The organism is Pseudomonas sp. WC2, from assembly GCF_050586545.1.
In the GTDB taxonomy this organism is placed as follows: Bacteria; Pseudomonadota; Gammaproteobacteria; order Pseudomonadales; family Pseudomonadaceae; genus Aquipseudomonas.
In genome coordinates, this window is the sequence record NZ_JBOBDR010000014.1 from 59,124 (window position 1) to 82,405 (window position 23,282).

18 protein-coding genes are annotated in these 23,282 nt (G+C 59.1%); 9 read left to right on the top strand and 9 right to left on the bottom strand.

What is annotated here, in order from left to right; translation table 11 throughout:
* The first annotated feature begins 88 nt into the window (after nt 1–88).
* The 3 genes from ACQ4OE_RS18110 (at nt 89) to ACQ4OE_RS18120 (ending at nt 2,803) form a co-directional block, all read left to right on the top strand.
* A complete protein-coding gene (locus ACQ4OE_RS18110; protein ID WP_430947448.1) occupies nt 89–1,537 on the top strand; it encodes a cytochrome ubiquinol oxidase subunit I in 1,449 nt (482 codons plus the stop codon).
* A gap of 3 nt (nt 1,538–1,540) precedes the next feature.
* The gene (gene cydB / locus ACQ4OE_RS18115; RefSeq protein WP_122592754.1) at nt 1,541–2,548 is read left to right on the top strand and encodes a cytochrome d ubiquinol oxidase subunit II; all 1,008 of its coding nucleotides are present in this window, start codon (nt 1,541–1,543) and stop codon (nt 2,546–2,548) included.
* A gap of 87 nt (nt 2,549–2,635) precedes the next feature.
* Nucleotides 2,636–2,803, top strand: coding sequence for a DUF2474 domain-containing protein (locus ACQ4OE_RS18120; RefSeq protein ID WP_095048725.1), 168 nt, complete (start codon nt 2,636–2,638; stop codon nt 2,801–2,803).
* Nucleotides 2,804–2,874: 71 nt separating this feature from the next.
* Here ACQ4OE_RS18120 and ACQ4OE_RS18125 read toward each other — a convergent pair whose 3' ends face one another.
* Together ACQ4OE_RS18125 and ACQ4OE_RS18130 are read right to left on the bottom strand one after the other, a co-directional pair.
* The gene (locus tag ACQ4OE_RS18125; RefSeq protein WP_430947449.1) at nt 2,875–3,999 is read right to left on the bottom strand and encodes a methyltransferase; all 1,125 of its coding nucleotides are present in this window, start codon (nt 3,997–3,999) and stop codon (nt 2,875–2,877) included.
* A gap of 171 nt (nt 4,000–4,170) precedes the next feature.
* Nucleotides 4,171–4,884: an autoinducer binding domain-containing protein gene (locus tag ACQ4OE_RS18130; protein ID WP_430947450.1), complete on the bottom strand. Its 714-nt coding sequence runs from the start codon at nt 4,882–4,884 to the stop codon at nt 4,171–4,173.
* Between the two features lie 323 nt (nt 4,885–5,207).
* On the opposite strand from ACQ4OE_RS18130, the gene ACQ4OE_RS18135 reads away from it, so the two are divergent.
* The gene (locus ACQ4OE_RS18135; RefSeq protein WP_430947451.1) at nt 5,208–5,984 is read left to right on the top strand and encodes a ferredoxin--NADP reductase; all 777 of its coding nucleotides are present in this window, start codon (nt 5,208–5,210) and stop codon (nt 5,982–5,984) included.
* Nucleotides 5,985–6,030: 46 nt separating this feature from the next.
* Here ACQ4OE_RS18135 and mscL read toward each other — a convergent pair whose 3' ends face one another.
* Nucleotides 6,031–6,444 (bottom strand): large-conductance mechanosensitive channel protein MscL, encoded by a 414-nt coding sequence (mscL, locus tag ACQ4OE_RS18140; protein ID WP_122592759.1) that lies wholly within the window; start codon nt 6,442–6,444, stop codon nt 6,031–6,033.
* A 654-nt stretch (nt 6,445–7,098) separates the two neighbouring features.
* Here mscL and radA point away from each other — a divergent pair.
* Nucleotides 7,099–8,466: a DNA repair protein RadA gene (radA, locus tag ACQ4OE_RS18145; protein ID WP_007909773.1), complete on the top strand. Its 1,368-nt coding sequence runs from the start codon at nt 7,099–7,101 to the stop codon at nt 8,464–8,466.
* A 116-nt stretch (nt 8,467–8,582) separates the two neighbouring features.
* On the opposite strand, the gene ACQ4OE_RS18150 is transcribed toward radA, so the two are convergent.
* Nucleotides 8,583–8,951, bottom strand: a complete 369-nt coding sequence (locus tag ACQ4OE_RS18150; protein WP_122592760.1) for a PilZ domain-containing protein — start codon at nt 8,949–8,951, stop codon at nt 8,583–8,585.
* A 159-nt stretch (nt 8,952–9,110) separates the two neighbouring features.
* Here ACQ4OE_RS18150 and ACQ4OE_RS18155 point away from each other — a divergent pair, with 159 nt between their 5' ends.
* From ACQ4OE_RS18155 to yjiA, 3 genes are all read left to right on the top strand, one after another.
* The gene (locus ACQ4OE_RS18155) at nt 9,111–11,177 is read left to right on the top strand and encodes a carbon starvation CstA family protein (protein ID WP_430947452.1); all 2,067 of its coding nucleotides are present in this window, start codon (nt 9,111–9,113) and stop codon (nt 11,175–11,177) included.
* Nucleotides 11,178–11,192: 15 nt separating this feature from the next.
* Nucleotides 11,193–11,390 (top strand): YbdD/YjiX family protein, encoded by a 198-nt coding sequence (locus ACQ4OE_RS18160; RefSeq protein WP_003228401.1) that lies wholly within the window; start codon nt 11,193–11,195, stop codon nt 11,388–11,390.
* 165 nt (nt 11,391–11,555) lie between these two features.
* A complete protein-coding gene (yjiA, locus tag ACQ4OE_RS18165; RefSeq protein ID WP_430947453.1) occupies nt 11,556–12,533 on the top strand; it encodes a GTPase in 978 nt (325 codons plus the stop codon).
* Between the two features lie 113 nt (nt 12,534–12,646).
* Here the strand turns inward: yjiA and ACQ4OE_RS18170 are convergent, their stop codons facing one another.
* From ACQ4OE_RS18170 to morA, 5 genes are all read right to left on the bottom strand, one after another.
* A complete protein-coding gene (locus tag ACQ4OE_RS18170; RefSeq protein WP_430947454.1) occupies nt 12,647–13,357 on the bottom strand; it encodes a GntR family transcriptional regulator in 711 nt (236 codons plus the stop codon).
* Nucleotides 13,358–13,377: 20 nt separating this feature from the next.
* Nucleotides 13,378–14,088, bottom strand: a complete 711-nt coding sequence (locus ACQ4OE_RS18175; RefSeq protein WP_430947455.1) for a FadR/GntR family transcriptional regulator — start codon at nt 14,086–14,088, stop codon at nt 13,378–13,380.
* A 49-nt stretch (nt 14,089–14,137) separates the two neighbouring features.
* Nucleotides 14,138–15,451 carry a C4-dicarboxylate transporter DctA gene (locus ACQ4OE_RS18180; protein WP_122592765.1) on the bottom strand — a complete coding sequence of 438 codons (1,314 nt, stop codon included), beginning with the start codon at nt 15,449–15,451 and terminating at the stop codon, nt 14,138–14,140.
* A gap of 280 nt (nt 15,452–15,731) precedes the next feature.
* Nucleotides 15,732–16,985, bottom strand: coding sequence for a serine hydroxymethyltransferase (gene glyA / locus ACQ4OE_RS18185; RefSeq protein ID WP_007909785.1), 1,254 nt, complete (start codon nt 16,983–16,985; stop codon nt 15,732–15,734).
* Nucleotides 16,986–17,195: 210 nt separating this feature from the next.
* Complete coding sequence (gene morA, locus ACQ4OE_RS18190; protein ID WP_122592766.1) at nt 17,196–21,044, bottom strand: cyclic di-GMP receptor MorA; 3,849 nt, start codon at nt 21,042–21,044, stop codon at nt 17,196–17,198.
* A 285-nt stretch (nt 21,045–21,329) separates the two neighbouring features.
* Here morA and ettA point away from each other — a divergent pair, with 285 nt between their 5' ends.
* Nucleotides 21,330–22,994 carry an energy-dependent translational throttle protein EttA gene (gene ettA / locus ACQ4OE_RS18195; RefSeq protein WP_110720271.1) on the top strand — a complete coding sequence of 555 codons (1,665 nt, stop codon included), beginning with the start codon at nt 21,330–21,332 and terminating at the stop codon, nt 22,992–22,994.
* Nucleotides 22,995–23,282: the final 288 nt, after the last annotated feature.

The following is a 23,282-nucleotide window of genomic DNA, read 5'->3' on the forward strand; positions in this document are numbered from 1 at the left end:
ATCAGAATTCGCCGCACTCCATATCCGTGGGGGCAGTGGGTGCAGGCCCTCGGGTCCGCAGCCGGTACTACCTGACAGAGGAAGCCATATGTTCGGTTTAGAGGCACTAGATCTCGCCCGAATTCAGTTCGCGTTCACCATCTCGTTCCACATCCTGTTCCCGGCCATCACCATCGGTCTGGCGAGCTACCTTGCGGTACTCGAAGGCCTGTGGCTGAAAACCCACAACGACACCTACCGTGACCTCTACCATTTCTGGTCGAAGATCTTTGCCGTCAACTTCGGCATGGGTGTGGTCTCCGGTCTGGTCATGGCCTATCAGTTCGGCACCAACTGGAGCCGCTTCTCGGACTTCGCCGGCGCCGTCACCGGGCCGTTGCTGACCTATGAAGTGCTCACGGCGTTCTTCCTCGAGGCCGGTTTCCTCGGCGTGATGCTGTTCGGCTGGAACAAGGTCGGGCGCGGGCTGCACTTTTTCTCCACGGTCATGGTGGCCATCGGCACGCTGATTTCGACGTTCTGGATTCTCGCCTCCAACAGCTGGATGCAAACCCCTCAAGGTTTCGAGATCGTCAACGGTCAGGTGATCCCGACCGACTGGCTGGCGATCATCTTCAACCCATCGTTCCCGTATCGCCTGATGCACATGGCGACGGCGGCATTCGTTGCGACGGCGTTCTTCGTCGGTTCGTCGGCGGCCTGGCACTTGCTGCGCGGCAAGGACAACCCGGCGATCCGCACCATGCTGTCGATGGCGATGTGGATGGCGTTGATCGTTGCACCCATTCAAGCGGTGATTGGCGACTTCCATGGCCTTAACACCCTCGAACATCAACCGGCGAAAATCGCTGCGATCGAAGGGCACTGGGAAAACAAAGGCGACGAAGCGACGCCGCTGATCCTATTCGGCTGGCCGGACATGAAAGAAGAGAGAACCAAGTTCGCAGTGGAGATCCCGTACCTCGGCAGCCTGATTCTCACTCACTCGCTGGACAAACAGGTGCCGGCGCTCAAGGAATTTCCGCCAGAAGACCGGCCGAATTCGACCATCGTGTTCTGGTCGTTCCGGGTGATGGTCGGCCTTGGCTTCCTGATGATCTTCACCGGCCTGTGGAGCCTGTGGCTGCGCAAACGCGACACGCTCTATACCTCGCGACCTTTCCTGTACCTGGCGTTGTGGATGGGGCCGTCCGGTCTGATCGCGATTCTGGCGGGCTGGTTCACCACTGAAATCGGCCGTCAGCCGTGGGTGGTCTACGGGCTGATGCGCACGGCGGACGCGTCCTCCAACCACAGCTTCATGCAGATGAGCATCACGCTGATCATGTTTGTGGTGGTGTATTTCGCGCTGTTCGGTGCCGGTCTCGGCTACATGATGCGTCTGGTGCGCAAAGGGCCGAAAATCAGCGAAGGCGCAGAAACGCCGGACGGTGGTCCAGGCAAGAAACGCACGCCGGCTCGTCCGCTGTCCGCGGCCGACGATTCGGCGGATGCCGATCACGGCGACGACGACGTTCGCCTGACCAAGGAGATTTGACTCATGGGTATTGATCTTCCGCTGATCTGGGCCGTGATCATCATCTTCGGCATCATGATGTACGTGGTCATGGACGGCTTCGATCTGGGCATCGGGATTCTCTTCCCGTTCATCCCCGGCAAAGTCGACCGTGACGTGATGATGAACACCGTCGCCCCGGTCTGGGACGGCAACGAAACCTGGCTGGTGTTGGGCGGCGCGGCGTTGTTCGGCGCGTTCCCGCTGGCCTATTCGGTGGTGCTGTCGGCGTTGTACCTGCCGCTGATCTTCATGCTGATCGGTTTGATTTTCCGTGGTGTGGCGTTCGAGTTCCGCTTCAAGGCCAAGGACGACAAGCGTCATCTTTGGGACAAGGCGTTTATCGGCGGTTCCGTGGCCGCGACGTTCTTTCAAGGGGTGGCGCTGGGTGCGTTCATCGACGGGTTGCCAGTGGTCAATCGGCAATACGCCGGCGGCTCACTGGACTGGTTGACGCCGTTCACCTTGTTCTGCGGCGCCGCGCTGGTGGTGGCGTATGCCTTGCTCGGCTGTACCTGGCTGATCATGAAGACCGAAGGCAAGTTGCAGGAGCAGATGCACAATCTGGCCCGGCCACTGGCGTTCGTCCTGCTGGCGGTCATCGGTATCGTCAGCCTGTGGACGCCGTTGGCGCACCCGGACATCGCGACCCGCTGGTTCAGCATGCCGAATCTGTTCTGGTTCATGCCGGTGCCGATTCTGGTGTTGGTGACGATGTACGGTCTGATCCGCGCCGTGGCGCGCAATGCCAACTACATGCCGTTCCTGCTGACCTTGGTGTTGATCTTCCTCGGCTACAGCGGGTTGGGCATCAGCCTGTGGCCGAACATCGTGCCGCCGTCGATCTCGATCTGGGACGCCGCCGCACCGCCGCAGAGTCAGGGCTTCATGCTGGTGGGCACGCTGTTCATCATCCCGTTTATCCTGGGCTACACCTTCTGGAGCTACTACGTGTTCCGCGGCAAGGTTACCCATGAAGACGGTTATCACTAGTCTGCTGCTGCGCTCCCTTCTTGTGGGAGCGAGCCTGCCCGCGAAGGCGTCCTCAGGGACGCCATTGCTTAACAGAGGATCGATGCAATGACCGGCAAACATTCCTTGCACGACATTGAAGAAGCCGAAAAAAAACCGCTATGGCAGCGGCTCGGCTGGTTGGCCTTGATCTGGGTCGGCAGCGTTGGCGTGCTGTTTATTGCCGCCAGCCTGATGCGCCTGTTCATGAACGCCGCAGGCCTGACCACTCACTAGAGATTCCGTCCCGGCGCCTTCGGGCACGGATTTGAAACCCTCCGAATGGAGGGTTTTTTTTGCCTTGCGAATTACTTGCGTGCTTTGAGAATGACGAATTTCGGAGTGGCCGCGACTTGTTCGACGCCACGGAACAGCCGCGCCAGTTTGCTGTGATAGCCCAGGTGACGGTTGCCGACGATGTACAGCGCACCGCCCACCACCAGCGCTTCGCGGGCCTGCTGAAACATGCGCCAGGCGAGGAAGTCACCGACCACTTGCTGCTGATGGAACGGCGGATTGCACAACACGATGTCCAGCGACTGCGGCTCCTGACCGGCGAGACCATCGCCGGCCCGCACAACTACGTCGCGATCAGCCAACGCAGCGCGCCAGTTTTCCTCGGCTGACTGCACCGCCATGAAGGATTCATCGACCAGCGTGTAATGCGCATCCGGATTGTGCAGGGCGCTGGCAATCGCCAACACGCCGTTGCCGCAGCCCAGATCGGCTACCCGTGCGCTGCCAAGATTTTTCGGCAGATGCTGGAGGAACGCGCGCGTGCCGATGTCCAGGCCTTCGCGGCAGAACACGTTGGCGTGATTGAGCAGTTCAATGGCCGGCTCGTCGAGGCTGTAGCGGGTCGGGTAGGGCGAGACCGCGGGGGCTTTCGGCTCCGGCGTCGCGATCAACAGGCGGGCCTTTTTCACCGCCAGCGAGGCCTGAACCGGGCCGATGTAGCGCTCCAGCAGGTCACCGGCTGCACGCGGCAGGTGTTTGACCATGGCGGCCGCGATCACTTCGGCACCGGGGGCAAGTTGCCCTTGCAGACGAATCAGTTGTTCTTCCAGCAGTGCCAGGGTTTTCGGTACGCGAATCAGCACGCGGTCAAACGGCCCGACCAAAGGTTCACTCGCCGCAATCGGGCGGATGGCGTCGAATGCCTGGCCATTGCGCAGGAGGTTTTTTTCCAGTCCCAGAAAGCCGAGGAAAGAATCGCCGCTCGTACTCACCTCAACCTTGCCCAGCAGGCTGGCGGCCAGTGCACCAAAGCTGTCATTGAGCACCAGGACCCGGGTACTGGCCGCCGGTTGCTGGGCAGCGAGATGATTGAGCAGGTATTCGTCGGCGGCATCGAACGCTTGCAGCGGTTCGTTTTGCTGTTCGGGCTGGCGAATCAGGTCAAGCTGGGCGAAGGGCGTATCGAGCAAAGGCATGGGGCGGGAACTCAGGTGATCAACGGGTGTTCCGCGGCCCTGATGATGTGCGGCGGAACCGACCGAGTGCACTGCGACGCAATCTTGCGTCAACACTCAGGAAGGCCGTAAATGGTACGTTTTTTTCTCCGCCAATACCCGCCTGTTTTCACGCCGGCGAGCAGATCCGGTTTAGATGATTCCGGCGCGTGCCGCGGCGATCACCGCAGAAATCTTGTTGCAGACGTTCAGTTTCTCGATCACGTTCTGGACGTGGTAATTCACGGTCCGCTCGCTCAGGCTGAGGATCCGCGAAATTTCATGAGCAGTTTTGCCGCCGGCGGACAATTGCAGCACTTCCAGTTCGCGAGGCGACAGCTGGGGTGGCCGAGCCTTGGTTGAACGGTTGGGCAAGGTGCGGGCAAACAGCTCGCTCAGATGACTGGTCGCATAAAAGATGTAGCCGAAATGCTCATAGAGCTCGAACGGGCTGATCGGGGAATGCTTCCTGGCCAGGCTGATAATGCTGCACAGGCCGCTTTCTTCGTGATGGAACGACTGTGACCAACCATGTCGAATTCCGTTCTCTTGCAAACCCTTCCACAGGCTGGGTGAATTAGCGTAGGCCGTGTCGCTCCAGACGATCGGCTGCATTGAGTGATTGCAGTGAGCAATGATCGGGTCGATGTTTTCGTAATGCTCCTGCTCGTACTGCAGGTTCCAGGCTTTCGGGTAGTTATTGATTTGCAAGGCATTGAAGCGTGACTGGGGATTTGACGCGGTCAGGGTGATTGAGCAGAAGTTAAAGCCAATGTTTTCGGCGAACCGCAGCAGAATCGGATAAGCAGTATCGACCTCCCTGGCAAACGTCAGCTGTTTTAATTGTGATTCCTTCCACATTTCCATTGCGATCACTCCGTGGGGTTTATCCATAGGCGGGGGAGGGATTTGGATCCAAGATGTTACGGAACGGAGTGTAGGAGATTTCTTATCTTTGGCTCGAATTTTTTCGCTCTTGAGATAGAGCGTGTTTTGCTGAAAGGGTTATTAAAAGAATAATAATTTGATATTGCAGCTGACATTCAAAGAGATTGGGTCTTTTGCTCTAAATTAATTCAATACGCCGTGTTGTTATGCAGCTGTAACACCTTTTAATAACATTACTAATTGGTGGTGTTTAAAACGACACCTTTGCGCGACACTGGGCACGACCTGAAACGGAGTTGTCCATGACCGACAGTGCAGAGAAGTTCACTCGCCAGACCTTGCTTGAAGTGCGACCCCTGACGCCCAGCCTGTTCACGTTGCGTACGACTCGTGACGCCGGATTCAGGTTTCGCGCCGGCCAGTTCGCCCGTCTGGGCGTGACCAAAGCCGATGGCAGCACGGTTTGGCGTGCCTATTCCATGGTCTCGTCACCGTTCGACGAGTTCCTCGAATTCTTCTCCATTGTGGTGCCCGGCGGGGAGTTCACCAGTGAGCTGAGCCGCTTGCAGCCCGGCGACACCTTGCTCGTGGAACGCCAGGCATTCGGCTACTTGACCCTGGATCGGTTCGTCGATGGCCGTGACCTGTGGCTGTTATCCACAGGGACTGGGGTGGCGCCGTTTCTGTCGATCCTGCAAGACTTCGAGGTGTGGGAGAAATTCGAACGGATCGTTCTGGTGTACAGCGTGCGCGAGGCGCGGGAGCTGGCTTATCTGTCGCTGATTGCCGAGCTGAGCCAACGTGATTACCTGGCTGAGCACGCCCACAAATTGCAGTTCATCCCTACCGTCACCCGCGAAACACATCCAGGCGCGCTGAATGGGCGGATTACCGACCTCATCGAAAGCGGAGAACTGGAGCGGGCAGCTGGCCTGAAACTGAGCGCGGAGCACTCACGGGTCATGTTGTGTGGCAATCCGCAGATGATCGATGACACTCGCGCGCTATTAAAGCAGCGGCAGATGCGCTTGAGCCTGAGCCGCAAGCCTGGCCAGGTCGCGGTAGAAAATTATTGGTAAAAAAAAACGGCACCGTGCAGGTGCCGTTGGCTATTGAGCGCGGGCCTCAGGGCTGGTTGTTCTGTGCCTTGAGCAGGTCACGAATTTCGCCCAGCAGTTCTTCCTCTTTGGTCGGAACCGGCGGCAGGCTAGGCGCCACGGCTTCTTCGCGCTTGAGGCGGTTGATGGCTTTGACGCCCATGAAAATGGCGAAGGCAACGATGATGAAGTCGAGAACGGTCTGGATGAACTTGCCGTAAGCCAGCACTACTGCGGGGGTAGCGCCGTCTGCAGCCTTGAGGGTGACAGCCAGGTCACTGAAGTCCACCCCGCCGATCAGCAGGCCGATTGGAGGCATGATCACGTCGCCGACAAACGACGAAACGATCTTGCCGAAGGCAGCACCGATGATGATACCGACGGCCATGTCGACCACATTGCCTTTGACCGCGAAGGCCTTGAACTCACTTAGCACGCCCATAGGTTATTCCTTGTTACAGATGAGGTTGGTGAACGCAGTGTAAGACAGCCAAGCGCATCTCGCTCGACACACCTGCTTACACAGCTTGCCAGTTATCGACCGGCAGATCCCCCGAAAGTTTACAAAACGCCAGCACCGGCGCACCCGTTCGAGCCCTTTGGAACGCCTGTTGTGCAGCCATCAACGTTGCCTTCAGGAAGGCAGGCAGCACCTTTTCATGAGTGCTGAAACTGACAGATGGATTCTGCTCATTTGATCTGAGTGGGGTTTATAGAGTAAGTCGTCAGATATGCAGCACGTTCGAAGCTATTACGAACGATATAGTTAATTGGGCGAATCGTTGCTTTGTCGTTCATTTACAATTTGAAATATATCTGGCGGCTAATGAGTTAAGGCTTGCGCGATTGATTGTCGGAACTAATGGTTGCAATTGGAGCGAACTGACGGGAAAAGTTATACAGATAGTATTGGTGAGTCCAAGGTGTGTTCAATTGACTGGGTCATTTAGTTGTTTCAGCTCTCTTACAGTTGTTTCGCTACATATACACCCACTTTATTGAAGGCTTTGAAGTGTGTTCAGTACGAGGCGGCGATTGACGACATCACGTCCACCCCCATGTCTGCGTTATCATCGCGGTTTTGCCGGGGGTTCAGATGGCCAAGGCCAAGCGCATGTATGGCTGCACCGAGTGCGGCGCAACCTTTCCCAAATGGGCGGGCCAGTGCGGTGAGTGCGGCGCGTGGAACACCCTGACCGAGACCATGATTGAAAGTGGCGGCGCCACGGCGCCCACCGGTCGCACCGGTTGGGCGGGGCAGCAGGCACAGATCAAGACGCTGGCCGAGGTCAGCATTGAAGAAATTCCGCGTTTCTCCACGGCTTCCGGCGAACTGGACCGTGTGCTCGGCGGCGGTCTGGTCGACGGCTCGGTGGTGTTGATCGGCGGCGATCCAGGCATCGGCAAATCGACGATTCTGTTACAGACCTTGTGCAACCTCGCCAAGAGCATGCCGGCCCTCTACGTCACCGGCGAAGAATCCCAGCAGCAAGTGGCGATGCGCGCCCGCCGCCTCGGCTTGCCGCAGGATCAACTGCGGGTGATGACCGAAACCTGCATCGAAACCATCATCGCCACCGCCCGCCAGGAAAAGCCCAAGGTGATGGTGATCGATTCGATCCAGACGATTTTCACCGAACAACTGCAATCGGCGCCCGGCGGCGTCTCCCAGGTGCGTGAGAGCGCGGCACTGCTGGTGCGTTATGCCAAACAGAGCGGCACGGCGATTTTCCTTGTCGGCCACGTCACCAAGGAAGGCGCGCTCGCCGGCCCTAGGGTTCTCGAGCACATGGTCGACACCGTTTTGTATTTCGAGGGCGAATCGGATGGGCGTCTACGTTTGCTGCGCGCGGTGAAAAACCGTTTCGGGGCGGTCAACGAGTTGGGCGTTTTCGGCATGACTGATAAAGGTTTGAAAGAAGTCTCCAACCCTTCGGCGATTTTTCTCACTCGCGCGCAGGAAGAAGTCCCGGGCAGTGTGGTCATGGCGACGTGGGAAGGCACACGGCCGATGCTGGTAGAAGTGCAGGCGCTGGTCGATGACAGTCATCTGGCCAACCCGCGACGGGTGACGTTGGGTCTGGATCAGAACCGTTTGGCGATGTTGCTCGCGGTTTTGCATCGCCATGGCGGGATTCCGACCCACGATCAGGACGTGTTTCTCAATGTGGTCGGCGGGGTGAAGGTGCTGGAGACGGCGTCTGACCTAGCGCTGATGGCCGCGGTCATGTCGAGTTTGCGTAATCGGCCGTTACCGCATGATTTGTTGGTGTTTGGCGAGGTCGGCCTGTCCGGCGAAGTGCGCCCAGTGCCAAGCGGTCAAGAGCGCTTGAAGGAAGCGGCAAAGCATGGCTTCAAACGGGCGATCGTGCCCAAGGGCAATGCGCCGAAGGAATCCCCGCCGGGCTTGCAGATCATCGCCGTCACCCGCCTCGAACAAGCCCTCGACGCATTGTTTGAGTGAACGCCTGACCTATGGGAGCGAGCCTGCTCGCGAAGGGGCCGTGTCAGTCGGCATCATTGCTCAATGACACACCGTCTTCGCGAGCAGGCTCGCTCCCACAGGGTTTGATGTCGCGCCTAGATTTCGATCAGGGCACCCAGTTCGCGCTCCAGTTCGGCTTCGTCAGCCAGGTTCAGCTCGATCAACCGCCGCAAGCGCTGGATGGATTCCAGGCTGATATGCCGGCAGACAAACCCCAGCTGGCCGTTTTCTTCGTGGGCCAAGTGCACATCCATCTGGATATCGACGTCATCGCTCAAATGAATGTCGACGAGAAAGTCCTGCGACTTGTCCCCTAGCCAGGGTTCCGGCTGTTCGATCAGCAATCCTTTGAGCGACAGATCAATCAGTTTGACCGGCCAGATGTATTCGCCCTGACTCAGCTCGGTTCTGGCATCGAACGCAATACGTTTGAAGCGACGACGGTTGGCTGGGTGCTCGCTCATGGCGCAATCCTCATGAAGGTTCGCTGACTATAGACCGCGAATGCGGGCGCCAGCCAATCGGTAAAGCGTCTAGACCAACGTCGGGGTATGGCCTTTGGCGCCGTAAGCGCTAAACTCGGGGTGGCTGTCTTTCTTGTCCACCCTGGCTGGAATAATAAAATGAAAAATAATAATAGCCTGCTACGCCACTTACCCTGGCTAGTGCTGGCAATCGTAGGAGCGTGCGCCCTGGGCGTAGTGGCATTGCGCCGCGGCGAGGCGATCAACGCCTTGTGGATCGTGGTCGCAGCAGTGGCCATTTATCTGGTTGCTTACCGTTACTACAGTCTGTTCATCGCTAACCATGTGATGCAACTTGATCCGCGTCGGGCCACCCCCGCCGTGCTCAACAACGACGGTCTGGACTATGTGCCGACCAACAAACACATTCTTTTCGGTCACCACTTCGCCGCGATCGCTGGCGCCGGACCTCTGGTCGGCCCGGTTTTGGCCGCGCAGATGGGCTACTTGCCCGGCACGCTCTGGCTGATTGCCGGCGTGGTGCTGGCGGGCGCGGTGCAGGACTTCATGGTTCTGTTCATGTCGACCCGGCGCAACGGCCGTTCCTTGGGCGACATGGTGCGTGAAGAAATGGGCCGCGTGCCCGGCACCATCGCCCTGTTCGGCTGCTTCCTGATCATGATCATCATCCTCGCGGTGCTAGCGCTGATCGTGGTCAAAGCACTGGCGGAGAGCCCATGGGGCATCTTCACCGTGATGGCGACCATCCCGATCGCGATGTTCATGGGCATTTACATGCGCTACATCCGCCCGGGCCGCATTGGCGAAATCTCCGTGGTCGGCGTGTTGCTCCTGCTCGGTTCGATCTGGCTCGGTGGGCAGATTGCCGCTGATCCGGTGTGGGCCAAGGCGTTCACTTTCACCGGCGTGCAGATTACCTGGATGCTGGTCGGTTACGGTTTCGTCGCGGCATCGTTGCCGGTGTGGCTGATTCTGGCGCCGCGCGATTACCTGTCCACGTTCCTCAAGATCGGCACCATCATCGCCTTGGCGATCGGTATTCTGGTGACCATGCCCGAGCTGAAAATGCCGGCGCTGACCCAGTTCGTCGACGGCACTGGCCCTGTGTGGAAGGGCGGTCTGTTCCCGTTCCTGTTCATCACCATCGCCTGCGGTGCGGTTTCCGGTTTCCACGCGCTGATTTCTTCGGGCACTACGCCGAAGCTGCTGGATAACGAAACCAACGCCCGTTACATCGGTTACGGCGGCATGCTGATGGAGTCGTTCGTGGCGATCATGGCCATGGTCGCCGCTTCGGTGATCGAGCCTGGCGTGTACTTCGCCATGAACAGCCCGGCCGCCGTGGTCGGCAGTGATGTCGCTTCGGTTGCGCAAGTGGTCTCCAGCTGGGGCTTTGCGATCACGCCGGAAGCGCTGCAAGCCGTGGCGCATGACATTGGCGAAACCACCATTCTGGCCCGTGCGGGTGGTGCGCCGACCCTGGCGGTCGGTATCGCGCAGATCCTGCACAGTGTCCTGCCGGGTGAAAACACCATGGCGTTCTGGTACCACTTCGCGATCCTGTTCGAAGCGCTGTTCATTCTGACCGCTGTCGACGCCGGTACCCGTGCCGGACGTTTCATGCTGCAGGATCTGCTCGGCTCCTTCGTGCCGGCGCTGAAACGTACCGAATCGTGGACCGCCAACCTGATCGCCACCGCCGGTTGTGTGGCGATGTGGGGCTGGTTGCTGTACCAGGGCGTGATCGATCCACTGGGCGGCATCAACACCTTGTGGCCGCTGTTCGGTATCTCCAACCAGATGCTGGCCGGTATCGCGCTGATGCTCGGCACCGTGGTTCTGATCAAAATGAAGCGTCAGCGCTACATTTGGGTCACTTTGCTGCCGGCCACCTGGCTGCTGATTTGCACTACGACCGCGGGCTTCATCAAACTGTTCGATGCCAACCCGGCGATCGGCTTCCTGTCGCTGGCGAAGAAATACAGCGATGCGCTGGCCAATGGTCAGGTGCTGGCACCGGCAAAAAGCGTCGAGCAGATGCAGCATGTGATCTTCAATGCCTACACCAACGCAACGCTCACCGCGCTGTTCCTGTTCGTGGTCTTCAGTATCCTGTTCTATGCGCTCAAGGTCGGCATCGCCGCTTGGGGCAAAAAAGAGCGTACGGATAAAGAATCGCCATTCCAGGCTCTGCCGGATGCGTAACCAGAGGATTGCAGCATGTTCAATGACCTGAGTCGCCTCGGTAAATACCTCGGTCAGGCCGCGCGCCTGATGGTCGGCATGCCCGACTACGACACCTACGTCGAGCATATGCAAACCAAACACCCGGACAAACCGGTGATGAGCTACGAGATGTTCTTCCGCGAACGTCAGGAAGCCCGTTACGGTGGCAAGGGTGGGCCGAAGTGCTGTTGAGCTGACAGCCTGCGGTTGATGCAATCCCCCCTGTGGGAGCGAGCCTGCTCGCGAATACGGAGTGTCAGTTGATGAATGATTTGACTGGCACACCGCTTTCGCGAGCAGGCTCGCTCCCACAGTTGTTTTTGTGTTGTTCATTCATCTTGTGAAGGAGATCGAGTTTTGTCCTCTCCCATCCCGGTCACGGTCCTCAGCGGTTTCCTCGGCGCCGGCAAGACCACCTTGCTGCGCCATATTCTGAAAGCCGAGCACGGCCTGAAAATCGCCGTAATCGAAAACGAATTCAGCGACGCCGGTATCGACACTCAGTTGCTCGGTGACGAACCGGTGCAAGTCATGACCCTGGCCAACGGCTGCGTCTGCTGCACCATCCACACCGACCTGACCAAAGCCCTGTACTTGCTGCTCGAACGGCTGGACAGCGGCGAGATCGCCTTCGATCGGCTGGTCATCGAGTGCACCGGTCTGGCCGATCCCGCGCCTGTCGCGCAGACATTTTTTATCGACGAAGAACTGCGCGAGCGTTATCTGCTCGACGGCATCATCACCCTGGTCGATGCTGCCCACGCCGACGTGCATCTGAGCCAGACCATCGCTCAGGCGCAGATCGGTTTTGCCGACCGCTTGTTGGTGAGCAAAACCGATCTGGTCGACGAGGCCACGTTCAACGCGTTGAGCGAACGCCTGACGCGGATCAACCGGCGCGCGCCGGTGCGTGTGGTTGATCACGGCAACATCGATCTGGCGGAATTGCTCGATGTCCGCGGCTTCAATCTCAACGCCGACCTTGGCGGCGGCTTGAGCCTGCGCCCGGTGAGCAAAGCGCCGTCGATCGATCGCATTTCCAGTCTGGTGCTGCGCACCGGCCAGCCGCTGGATATCGATCAGCTCAGCGAATTCATGAATGAACTGCTCGAAGAGCACGGCAAGCAATTGCTGCGCTACAAAGGCGTGCTGAGCATTGCCGGCGAAGATCGGCGCTTGGTGTTTCAGGGCGTGTTGAAGCTCTACGGTTTCGACTGGGACACCGAATGGGCCGAGGGCGAGGCGCGGGAAAGCGTAATTGTATTTATTGCCGATGAGTTGCCGGAAGAGAAGATTCGGGCGGGGTTTGCCAGAGTGGCGGCACCGCAAAACTGAATTTGTGGTGGCTGGAAGGGCCTCTTCGCGAGCAGGCTCGCTCCCACAGTGAATTGCATTCCAACTGACAGAATGCGGTCTACTGTGGGAGCGAGCCTGCTCGCGAAGGCGATCTAACCGACAGCAAAATGCTCAAGGTCTGAACCCAGCAATGTTTGCTCAAGATGATCCAAATGCTGATTCATCAGCACTCCAGCCTTGGAAGCATCGCCACGCTCCACTGCCTCAACCAGCGCCTTATGTTCCTGCCACGCGCAACAGCTGTGCGTAGAGCCCGCGCACCGCGCAATCGCCAACGACGTCAGCGGCACCAGGCTGCCAAGAAAATGCGCCAACGGCGCATTCCCCGCCATCTGCGCCAACGTCAGATGAAACTCCCCGGACAAACGAATCGCCGCACCGCGCCGATCTTGGTCAACGGCCTGACGTTCGCGCTCGATCAACCCGCGCAAGCGTTTCAAACCGTCAGCTTGCGGACGCTGGCACGCCAAGCGCACCAAGGTGTTTTCGGTCAGTCGCCGCGCATGCAGAGCCTGCCGCGTCTGCTCCAGATTCGGCGCCGCCACGCGCGGGCGATGGTTGGCCCGCAGCACCACGATGTGTTCATGGGATAACTGCGTCAGCACCCGCCGCACATCTGCACGACTGACGCCGAACATCTCTTTCAAACTGTCTTCGGTAAAACGGCTGTCCGCATCAATGCGCTGTTCGAGAATCGCATCCAGCAAACGCGGATAGAGATCCTCCACCGCTGCCCGCAATCGCGAAAAGGGCAGGGGCGCAGCCGTCGGCTGGGCATGCGAGGGTGAGGCGAAACTGTTCATGGCCTGTCTCCTATGAGGGATCAGCGACTCAAGTGGTCATCCGGAATATTCAGCTCGATGCCCATCCGCTGACCTTCACGCAGAATGTGCCGGCGCATTTCAGCGCTGGCCTGGGCGCTGTTCTTGCTGCGGATCGCACGCACCACGGCTTCGTTTTCGTCGAGGCGTTCAGCGAGGTGTTCCGGTGAGTTGCGCAGCACTTCGGCGCTTTGCTTGAGGGCGTTGCTGGTTTGCTGCACGACGCTCTGGAAGATCGGGTTTGAGGTCAGGGTGAATAATTCTTCGTGGAAGGCGATGTAGGCGCTCACCCCGGCTTCGCTGTCGCCGGCTTCAAGGGCTTCACGCATGTCCATGAGGGTCAGGCGCAACTGGCCGACTTCCTTGCTGCTGATCGACTGCGCGACCAGACCGACGATGAACGGCTCAAGGGTGTAGCGCAGTTGCAGCACGTCTTCGAGACTGGCCCCGGCGACGGCGACGGCGCTGTCGTGGCTCTGGCTGTCGCCGATGTGCGCGTCGAGTACGACCACGCCTTTGCCCGGCATCGAACGCACCAGACCGAGAGTTTCGAGGACGATCACCGCTTCGCGCAGGCTCGGCCGGCTGATGCCCAGTTGTTCGGCCAGTTCGCGCTGGCCCGGCAGCATGTCGCCGGAGCGCCACTGACCCCGGGCCAACGCGGCCCGCAGTTTTTCGACCACTGAGTTGACGACGGTTGATGTGCTTATCACGTGTTGGCTCCATGAGCCGTGCCTGCCAGTCAGCAGGCACGGCGATCAATCAGAATTCTTTGGCCGCCGCTTGGGCGACGTTTTTTCGCGGCTGAAAGCTATAGCCCTGTTCGCCGTTGAGCACCTTGTTCGCCCGCTGCACGTCGATGTCCTTCTCCCAACGAGCGATGGCCACGGTGGCGACGCAGTTGCCGATCAGGTTGGTCAGCGCCCGGCCGATGCCCATGAACCAGTCCACCGCCAGCACAAGTACCAGACCGACTACCGGGATCGCCGGAATTGCCGTCAGCGTCGCCGCCAGAATCACCAGTGCCGAACCGGGAATACCGTGGGCACCTTTGGAGGTGATCAGCGACACCAGCAGAATCGTCAGCAGATCGGTCATGGCCAGCGGTGTGCCGGTGGCGTTGGCGATGAATACGATGGCCAGCGTCAGGTAGATCGAAAAACCGTCGAGGTTGAACGAGTAGCCGGTCGGAATCACCAAACCGACGGTCGAGCTGCCGATGCCGAGGTGTTCGAGTTTGCGCATGATCTGTGGCAACACGGCGTCGGACGAGGCGGTGCCCATGACGATCAGCAGCTCTTCACGCAGGTACTTGAGCAGTGGCCACAGACGCAGGCCCGAGGCGCGCATCACGACGCCGAGAATCACGCTGACGAAAGCCATACAGGTCAGGTAGAACAAGCCGACCAGACTGCCCAAGTGTTGCAGCGAATCGAGGCCATACTTGCTGGTAGTAAACGCGATGGCGCCGAACACGCCGATTGGCGCCAGACGCACGATCATGCCCATGATGCGGAAGATCACATGGCTCAGCTCGTTGATCAGTCGCGAGATCCCGGAGGCCGCTTCACCGACCAGATTCAACGCGCTGCCGAACAGCACTGAAAACAGCAGCACTTGCAGAATGTTGTTGTCGGCGAAGGCGCCGATCACCGAGGTCGGGATCAGGTCCATCAGGAATTGCGTGGTGGTGTGCATGTGTTGGCTGCGTTCGGCCAGGTCACCCATGTCGGCCGCAGACAATTGCTCCAGGTGGATATTCGCGCCGCTGCCGATCCCGGTGCTGAAGGCGAAGACCAGACCGATCACCAGTGCGATGGTGGTCAACACTTCAAAGTAGATCACCGATTTGAGGCCGATGCGCCCAACCTTCTTCAGATCGCCGGCACCGCTGATTCCACTGACCACCACGCAGAACACGATGAGGCCGATGAGCATCTTGATCAGTTTGATGAAGCCGTCGCCGAGCGGTTTGAGCTGGGCCGAGTATTCAGGAAGGGTCAGCCCGCAGACGATGCCGAGCACCAGTCCGAGAACCACTTGGAGGAAGATTGATCGCGAGCACCATCTGAGCATGGGAGGAATCCTGGTCGGTGTCCTGGCTGCCGAGCGCGTTGAGCGCATCAGATTCAGGACTTAATTATTGTGGTCTTACCGGTATGTCCAGTGCAGGCGCAGTCTAGGCGCTGAATTTCCATGGTCGCAAGTGAAAAATGACGAATCGGCATGACCGGTCTGACCAGTTGTGCGGCAGGTCCCATTCTTGAGCGGTTCAGGCGTTTGAAAATAATTGCGGGCGAAAAAAAACCGGCCAATCACTTGGCCGGTTTTTCATGCTGCGGGTTTAACGTCGCAATTAAGCGCCGTACACCGGCAGTTTCTTGCAGATGGCTTTGACTTTCTCACGAACGGCGTCGATCACCGCCTCGTTGTTCAGGTCAGCCAGGATGTCGCAGATCCAGCCGGCCAGCTCTTTGCACTCGGCTTGCTTGAAGCCGCGAGTGGTCACAGCCGGAGTACCGAAGCGCAGGCCGGAGGTGACGAACGGCGAGCGTGGATCGTTTGGCACGGAGTTCTTGTTCACGGTGATGAACGCTTTGCCCAGAGCGGCGTCGGCGTCTTTACCGGAGATGTCCTGCTTGATCAGCGACAGCAGGAACAGGTGGTTTTTGGTACCACCGGACACCACGTCGAAACCACGTTCGATGAACACTTCGGCCATGGCCTGGGCGTTCAGCACGACTTGCTCCTGGTAGGCCTTGAACTCAGGCTGCAGCGCTTCCTTGAAGCAGATCGCCTTGGCAGCGATCACGTGCTCCAGCGGGCCACCCTGGGCGCCCGGGAATACCGCGGAGTTCAGCTTCTTCTCGATGTCAGCATTGGCGCGCGCCAGGATCAGGCCGCCACGTGGACCGCGCAGGGTCTTGTGCGTGGTGGTGGTCACGACGTCAGCGAAAGGCACCGGGTTCGGGTAGACGCCCGCGGCGACCAGACCGGCCACGTGAGCCATGTCGACGAACAGGTAAGCGCCAACCTTGTCAGCGATGGCACGGAAGCGTGGGAAGTCGAGAATCTGCGAGTAGGCAGAGAAACCAGCCACGATCATTTTCGGCTTGTGCTCAACTGCCAGACGCTCGACTTCGTCGTAGTCGATCAGGCCGTTGGCGTCGATGCCGTATTGAACCGCGTTGTACAGCTTGCCGGAGGAGGAAACGCTGGCGCCGTGGGTCAGGTGACCGCCGTGGGCCAGGCTCATGCCCAGAATGGTGTCGCCACCTTGCAGCAGGGCCAGGTAAACAGCAGCGTTGGCTTGCGAACCGGCGTGCGGCTGAACGTTGGCGTAATCGGCGCCGAACAGCTCTTTGGCGCGGTCGATGGCCAGTTGCTCAACGATGTCGACGTACTCGCAACCACCGTAGTAACGCTTGCCTGGGTAGCCTTCAGCGTACTTGTTGGTCAGGACCGAGCCTTGAGCTTCCATCACCGCTGGGCTGGTGTAGTTTTCCGAAGCGATCAGCTCAATGTGTTCTTCCTGGCGCTGAGCTTCTTGCTCCATGGCGGCAAAAAGGTCGGCGTCGTACTTGGCAATAGTCAAATCACGGCTGAACATGGCGGTCCTCAAGGATCGGGGGCAGAAAAGGGAGGCATTCTAACCCAACCGCTTTTAGAACGGCTATGAAACACAATCAGGTTGTGGATAAGCGGGCTTCAAGCAGCAAGCCACAAGCGGCAAGTAAAAGCCGATTCGCGCTTGTTCGTCGCTTGCTACTTGAAGCTTGCAGCTTTCTTCATGTTTGATTGATCGGAGCTGTTAGCTCCGTCAATCAAACATGAAGAGCGCATCATTACTGAACTGCGCCTCAAACCGGCTCGCCGGCATCGGCCGTCCGAACAGATACCCCTGAACCTCATCGCAGCCATGCTCACGCAGGAAGTCCAGTTGCTCATGGGTTTCCACGCCCTCGGCGATCACCGCCAGATTCAGGCTGTGCGCCATGGCGATGATCGCCCGGGCGATCTGCGCATCCTGCTCACCCGACGGCAGACCGTCGACAAACGTGCGGTCGATCTTCAGCACGTCGATCGGGAATTGCTTGAGGTAGTTCAGCGATGAATAACCCGTGCCAAAGTCATCGACCGCAATGCTCAGGCCGAGGTTTTTCAACCCGGCGAGAATCTGCATGGCCTCGCTGACTTCGCGCATCAAAATACTTTCGGTCAGCTCCAGTTCCAGACACGCCGGCGGCAGGCCGGTTTCGCGCAGGATCGTGGCGATCCGCGTGCCGAGCTGGCCGTCGGAGAATTGCCGCGCCGAGATGTTCACCGACACCTTCGGCACGCGCACGCGATTCTGGTGCCAGGTCTTCAATTGGCGACAGGCCTCGCTGATCACCCAGTCGCCGACGTCCACCACCAGCCCGAGTTCTTCCAGCACTGGAATGAAATCCCCTGGCGGCACCAGCCCGCGACGCGGATGACGCCAGCGCAGCAACGCTTCAGCGCCGGTCAAGCGTTTGCCGTCGCCACTGAATTGCGGCTGGTAATACAGGACGAATTCGTTCTGCTCCAGGGCGTGGCGCAAGTCGCTTTCCAGCTCCAGACGCTCCAGTGCACTGGCGTTCATGTCGGCCTGATAGAACTGGAAATTGTTCTTGCCGCGCTCCTTGGCGTGGTACATCGCGGTGTCGGCGTTCTTCATCAACTGGCTGAGTTCGTTGCCGTCCTGCGGACTCAGGGCGATGCCGATACTGGCGGTAACGAAGAACTCGCGGCCCTCGAGCACGAATGGGCGCACCAGACTGGCAAGAATCTGCTCGGCGACATGAATCGCCCGGTTCAGCGCCAGTTCACGGCTGGAGCGATGTTGCAACAGCAAGGTGAATTCATCGCCGCCCATGCGCGCCACGGTGTCGTCATCGCCGACGCAGGCCAGCAGGCGCGTGGCCATGTCTTTCAACATGCGGTCGCCCGCAGCGTGGCCGAGGGAGTCGTTGATGGGTTTGAAGCGGTCGAGGTCGAGGAACATCAGCACCACCCACGACTTCTGCCGCTCGGCCGATTGCAGCGCGGTGTGCAGGCGATCCTGGAACAGCGTGCGGTTCGGCAAATGCGTGAGGGCGTCGTAGTAGGCGAGGCGGTGAATGCGCTGCTCGCTGGCCTTGCGCTCGCTGATGTCGCTGAAGAAGCACACGTAACTGGCCAGATCGCCTTCGTCGTCGAGTACGGCGGTGATGCCGACCCACGCCGGATAATGCTCGCCATTACGCCGCTTCATCCAGACTTCACCCTCCCAGGTGTTGTGCTGGTGCAATTGCTTGAGCACATAGCGCAGGTGCGCGTCCTGTTGCTCATCGACGGTGAGCATGTTCGGCAACTGGTCGAGCACTTCGCTGACCGCGTAACCGCTGACGCGGCTGAAGGCTTCGTTGGCCTGAACGATGTAGCCGGCCGGGTCGGTGATCAGAATCGCCGATGTCGAATGTTCAAATACTGTGGCCGCCATGCGCAGGTCTTTTTCGGCGCGGCGCTGCTGACTAATGTCGCGACCGACGCCAAGCACACCTTCGAACGCGCCATGTTCGTCCCACACCAGCACCAGACGCAGCTCGATCGGAATTTTGCGACCATCGGCGCGCAAGCAGTCGAACAAAAACAGTTGCGTCTGCACCTGGCTGCGCAAAATGGCCAATTGCTCGGGTTTGTCCAACGATTTGCTGACCCGATCCATCAGCGTGTAGATACCACTCAGTTGCTGCGGGTTGGCGATGGTCGATTGCCAGCCGTTCTGGAAAATCCACTCAGCGTCGTAACCCAGCACGGCTTGCACCGACGGGCTGACATAGTTCAGCGAGAGCTTGCTGTCGGTGGAGAAAATCACGTCGCTGATGCTTTCAGCGAGCATGCGATAGCGCTGTTCGCTGTCGCGCAGGGATTCGCTGGCTTCGATCTGCTCGGTGATGTCCTTGGCCACGCCAATGATCCGTGTGACCTGATCGTGCTTGTCGCGGGCCAGTGCCTGTTCACGGATATCGAAGCGCCGCCACTTGCCATCGCGATGACGGAAACGCAGTTGGCATTGCAGTAACTGGCTGTAACCGGCGTGACGCTGCATCTGGCGCGAGCGGTGGTAGTAATCAGCGTCTTCCGGGTGGAGAAGGATTTCCCAGAAATACTCGCCCATCTGGTGCAGTTCGGTGCGGTTGTAGCCGAGGGTCTGACCGAGATGGTGGTTGCTGAAAATCATCCGCTGGCTGATCACGTCCTGCACATACAGATGATCCGGCACGGTGCGCACCACGTCCGACCAGAAACCTTCGCGCTCCAGCAACGACAGTTCGATCAGCTTGCGGCTGGTGATGTCGTTGATGCTGAGGATCACCGCTTTGTAATCGTGATGCTCCTGCGGCAGACGCAGCACCATCCACAGGTGTTGGTCACGGCCATTGATGTCCGGCAGTTTGATTTCCAGTTCCAGCTGGTTTTGCTGCTGCAGTACGGCGTCGAGCACCTGATTGCCGATGGCGCAGTGGCGGTGCGGATGGCCGTCGATCAGCAGTTGCCAGGCGTCCTCACAGGAATTGACGTTGAGCAGTTGCAGCGCGACCTGATTGACCTCGGTGATGCGCAGTTCCTGCAGCAGTTGCTGACGTTGCGCTGGTTGATCGAGCCAGGCCTTGAGCTGATCGCTGGTCTGGATCTGTGCCTTGTCGAATGTTTGCTTGAGGCCCGACAAGTCGAGCACGCACAACGCCACACCAGTGCCTTCGAAGATGTCCTGATAACGCCGGCGCCCTTCATGCAACTGGCGCTGACGGCGGCGCATGTTCAACAGCGCAATCACCGGCAGCATCGAGAACGCCAGACCGAGCAAGCATTTGCCGATGAATGCCGGCAGCAATTCTTCGAGGACGCGCTGACGGTCGAACAGGCCGCGCAGTTGCCAGTCGCTGCTGCTCAGCGGCACGGTCAGCACGGTGTTGGCCAGATCGTCCGGGCTCAGCACGCCGGGCTTGGCCGAGGACAAGGCTTCGTCGCGGCTGACGATCTGATGGTTGACGCGGTTTTCCACCAGCCACAGTGGACGCAGGCCAGTCTCGCTTTGTTTGGTCAGTTCGTCGAAAAACGTTGGGGTCAGGCGCAAGGCCCAATAGCCGCGGGTACTGCCGCTGGCCTGATGCAGCAAAAGGTGCACCATGGAGCCGTCATCGGCATTGCTGAAGTAGTGCGCCTGGGAGCGGCTGCGGCGAACCAGTTCGGTGAGGTAATCGGCGTCGTTGCTGTCCGCGGCGCTGTCGCTGAGAATCCGCCCGGAAGGACTGAGCAGCGCCATGCTGCGCAGATCAGGCAGCGACCGCTGGAGTTTGCGCAGCAAGGCCTGCTGTTCGTCGGCTGACTGCGGCTGCTCGACGATCGGTAGCAGGTTGAGGGCGATTTGCGCATTCAGCGCCATGTTCAGGCTGACCTGCGAGGCGAGGTCGGCGGTGTAGTCGATGGTGTACTGGCGCTGGTTTTTCTGGGTTTCGCGCAGTTGATCGAGCAGTTGCCAGAACAGCAAGGCCAGCAGCAACAACACCAATGTCGCCAGCGCACCCTTTAATGTTCCGCGCAGGGGCGAGCCGTTCGCCGGGTTGGACGCGCTCACGGAAGCTGGCGGGGTAACGTTGGACAAGCTGTAATCCTGCGGTTTGGCTGGACTGGCGCGACGTGCACTATATGCCGGACGCCCAGAGGGCGGCTAGCATGCCTTGAGTTGTGGCGAAGTGCCAGCCCCGCTCGGCTGGACTGCCACCGGTCATTCAGGTAGCTTTGCCGGTTACGCGGGAGCGTTCCAGCTCCTAGACTCAGACTTTTTCAGCGCGCACGCATTGATAACCATCAAGTGAACGACGCGCATGGTCTGGCCGGGCTTCGCCTGCGCTGCAATCATTCATCTGTCACTGACCCAAGGTTCTCCATGGCTCAATACGTCTTCACCATGCATCGGCTGGGCAAAGTTGTTCCGCCGAAGCGGGAAATCCTCAAAAACATTTCGCTGTCCTTCTTCCCGGGCGCCAAGATCGGCGTACTCGGCCTCAACGGTTCGGGTAAGTCCACGCTGCTGAAAATCATGGCGGGCGTCGACACCGAGTTCGAAGGCGAAGCCCGTCCGATGCCGGACCTCAATATCGGTTATCTGCCGCAAGAGCCACAACTTGATCCGACCAAGACTGTGCGTGAAGTGGTCGAGGAAGCGGTCAGCGTGATCAAGGATGCGCAAGCGCGTCTGGACGAGGTCTACGCGGCCTACGCCGACCCGGATGCCGACTTCGACAAACTGGCTGCTGAGCAGGCCAAGCTCGAAGCGATCCTGCAAGCCAGCGACGGTCACAACCTTGAGCGCCAACTGGAAGTCGCCGCCGATGCGCTGCGTCTGCCAGCGTGGGACGCGAAAGTGGAACACCTTTCGGGTGGTGAAAAACGTCGTGTGGCCCTGTGCCGTCTGCTGCTGTCCGCGCCGGACATGCTGCTGCTCGACGAACCAACCAACCACTTGGACGCCGATTCCGTAGCGTGGCTGGAGCACTTCCTGCACGACTTCCCGGGCACCGTGGTAGCGATCACGCACGACCGGTACTTCCTCGACAACGTCGCCGGCTGGATCCTCGAACTCGACCGCGGCGCGGGCATTCCGTACGAAGGCAACTACTCGGGTTGGCTTGAAGCCAAGTCCGATCGTCTGGCCGCCGAATCCAAGCAGCAGTCGGCCCACGAAAAAGCCATGAAAGAAGAACTGGAGTGGGTGCGCAAAGGCGCGAAAGCCCGCCAGTCGAAATCCAAGGCTCGTCTGCAACGCTTCGAAGAAATGCAATCGCAGGAATTCCAGAAGCGCAGCGAAACCAACGAGATCTACATTCCGGCCGGTCCGCGCCTGGGTGACAAGGTCATCGAATTCAAAAACGTCACCAAGGGCTACGGCGATCGCGTGTTGATCGACAACCTGTCGTTCGCGATGCCGAAGGGCGCCATCGTCGGCGTGATCGGTGGTAACGGCGCCGGTAAATCGACCCTGTTCCGCATGCTGATGGGCAAGGAACAACCGGATTCGGGCAGCATCGAAGTCGGCGAAACCGTGCAACTGGCCTGCGTCGATCAGAGCCGTGACGACCTGGACGGCAGCAAGACTGTGTTCCAGCAGATCTCCGACGGTTCCGACCAGATTCGCATCGGTAATTACGAGATCCCGTCGCGTACCTACGTCGGTCGCTTCAACTTCAAGGGCGGCGATCAGCAGAAGTTCGTCAAGGATCTGTCCGGTGGTGAGCGCGGTCGTCTGCACCTGGCGTTGACTCTGAAGGAGGGTGGCAACGTCCTGCTGCTCGACGAACCGTCCAACGACCTCGACGTTGAAACCCTGCGTTCCCTGGAAGAAGCCCTGCTGGACTTCCCGGGCGCCGCCATTGTGATCTCTCACGATCGGTGGTTCCTTGACCGCGTGGCGACCCACATCCTGGCGTACGAAGACGATTCGCAAGCGATCTTCTTCGAAGGCAACTACACCGAGTACGAAGCGGATCGCAAGAAACGCCTCGGCGAAGCGGCTGCCCAGCCACACCGCGTACGTCACAAGAAACTGGCCTGATATCGGGTTGGTTGCAGGAAAAGCGGAGCCTTCGGGCTCCGTTTTTTTTGCCCGGTTTTTTTCAGACAGACAGTGGTGACCCCTTCGCGAGCAGGCTCGCTCCCGCATTTGAAATGCATTCCCCTGTGGGAGCGAGCCTGCTCGCGAAAGCGGAATAATTGTTGGTGCAAATCTTGGAATGGAATTCACCATTCAGGTGCAAAACACACCAAAAAATCGCCCTGATTTATATCCTGTGCACCATTTAATTTCATAACTGCGACATTTTGCTCTGTTCCTGTGCGTATT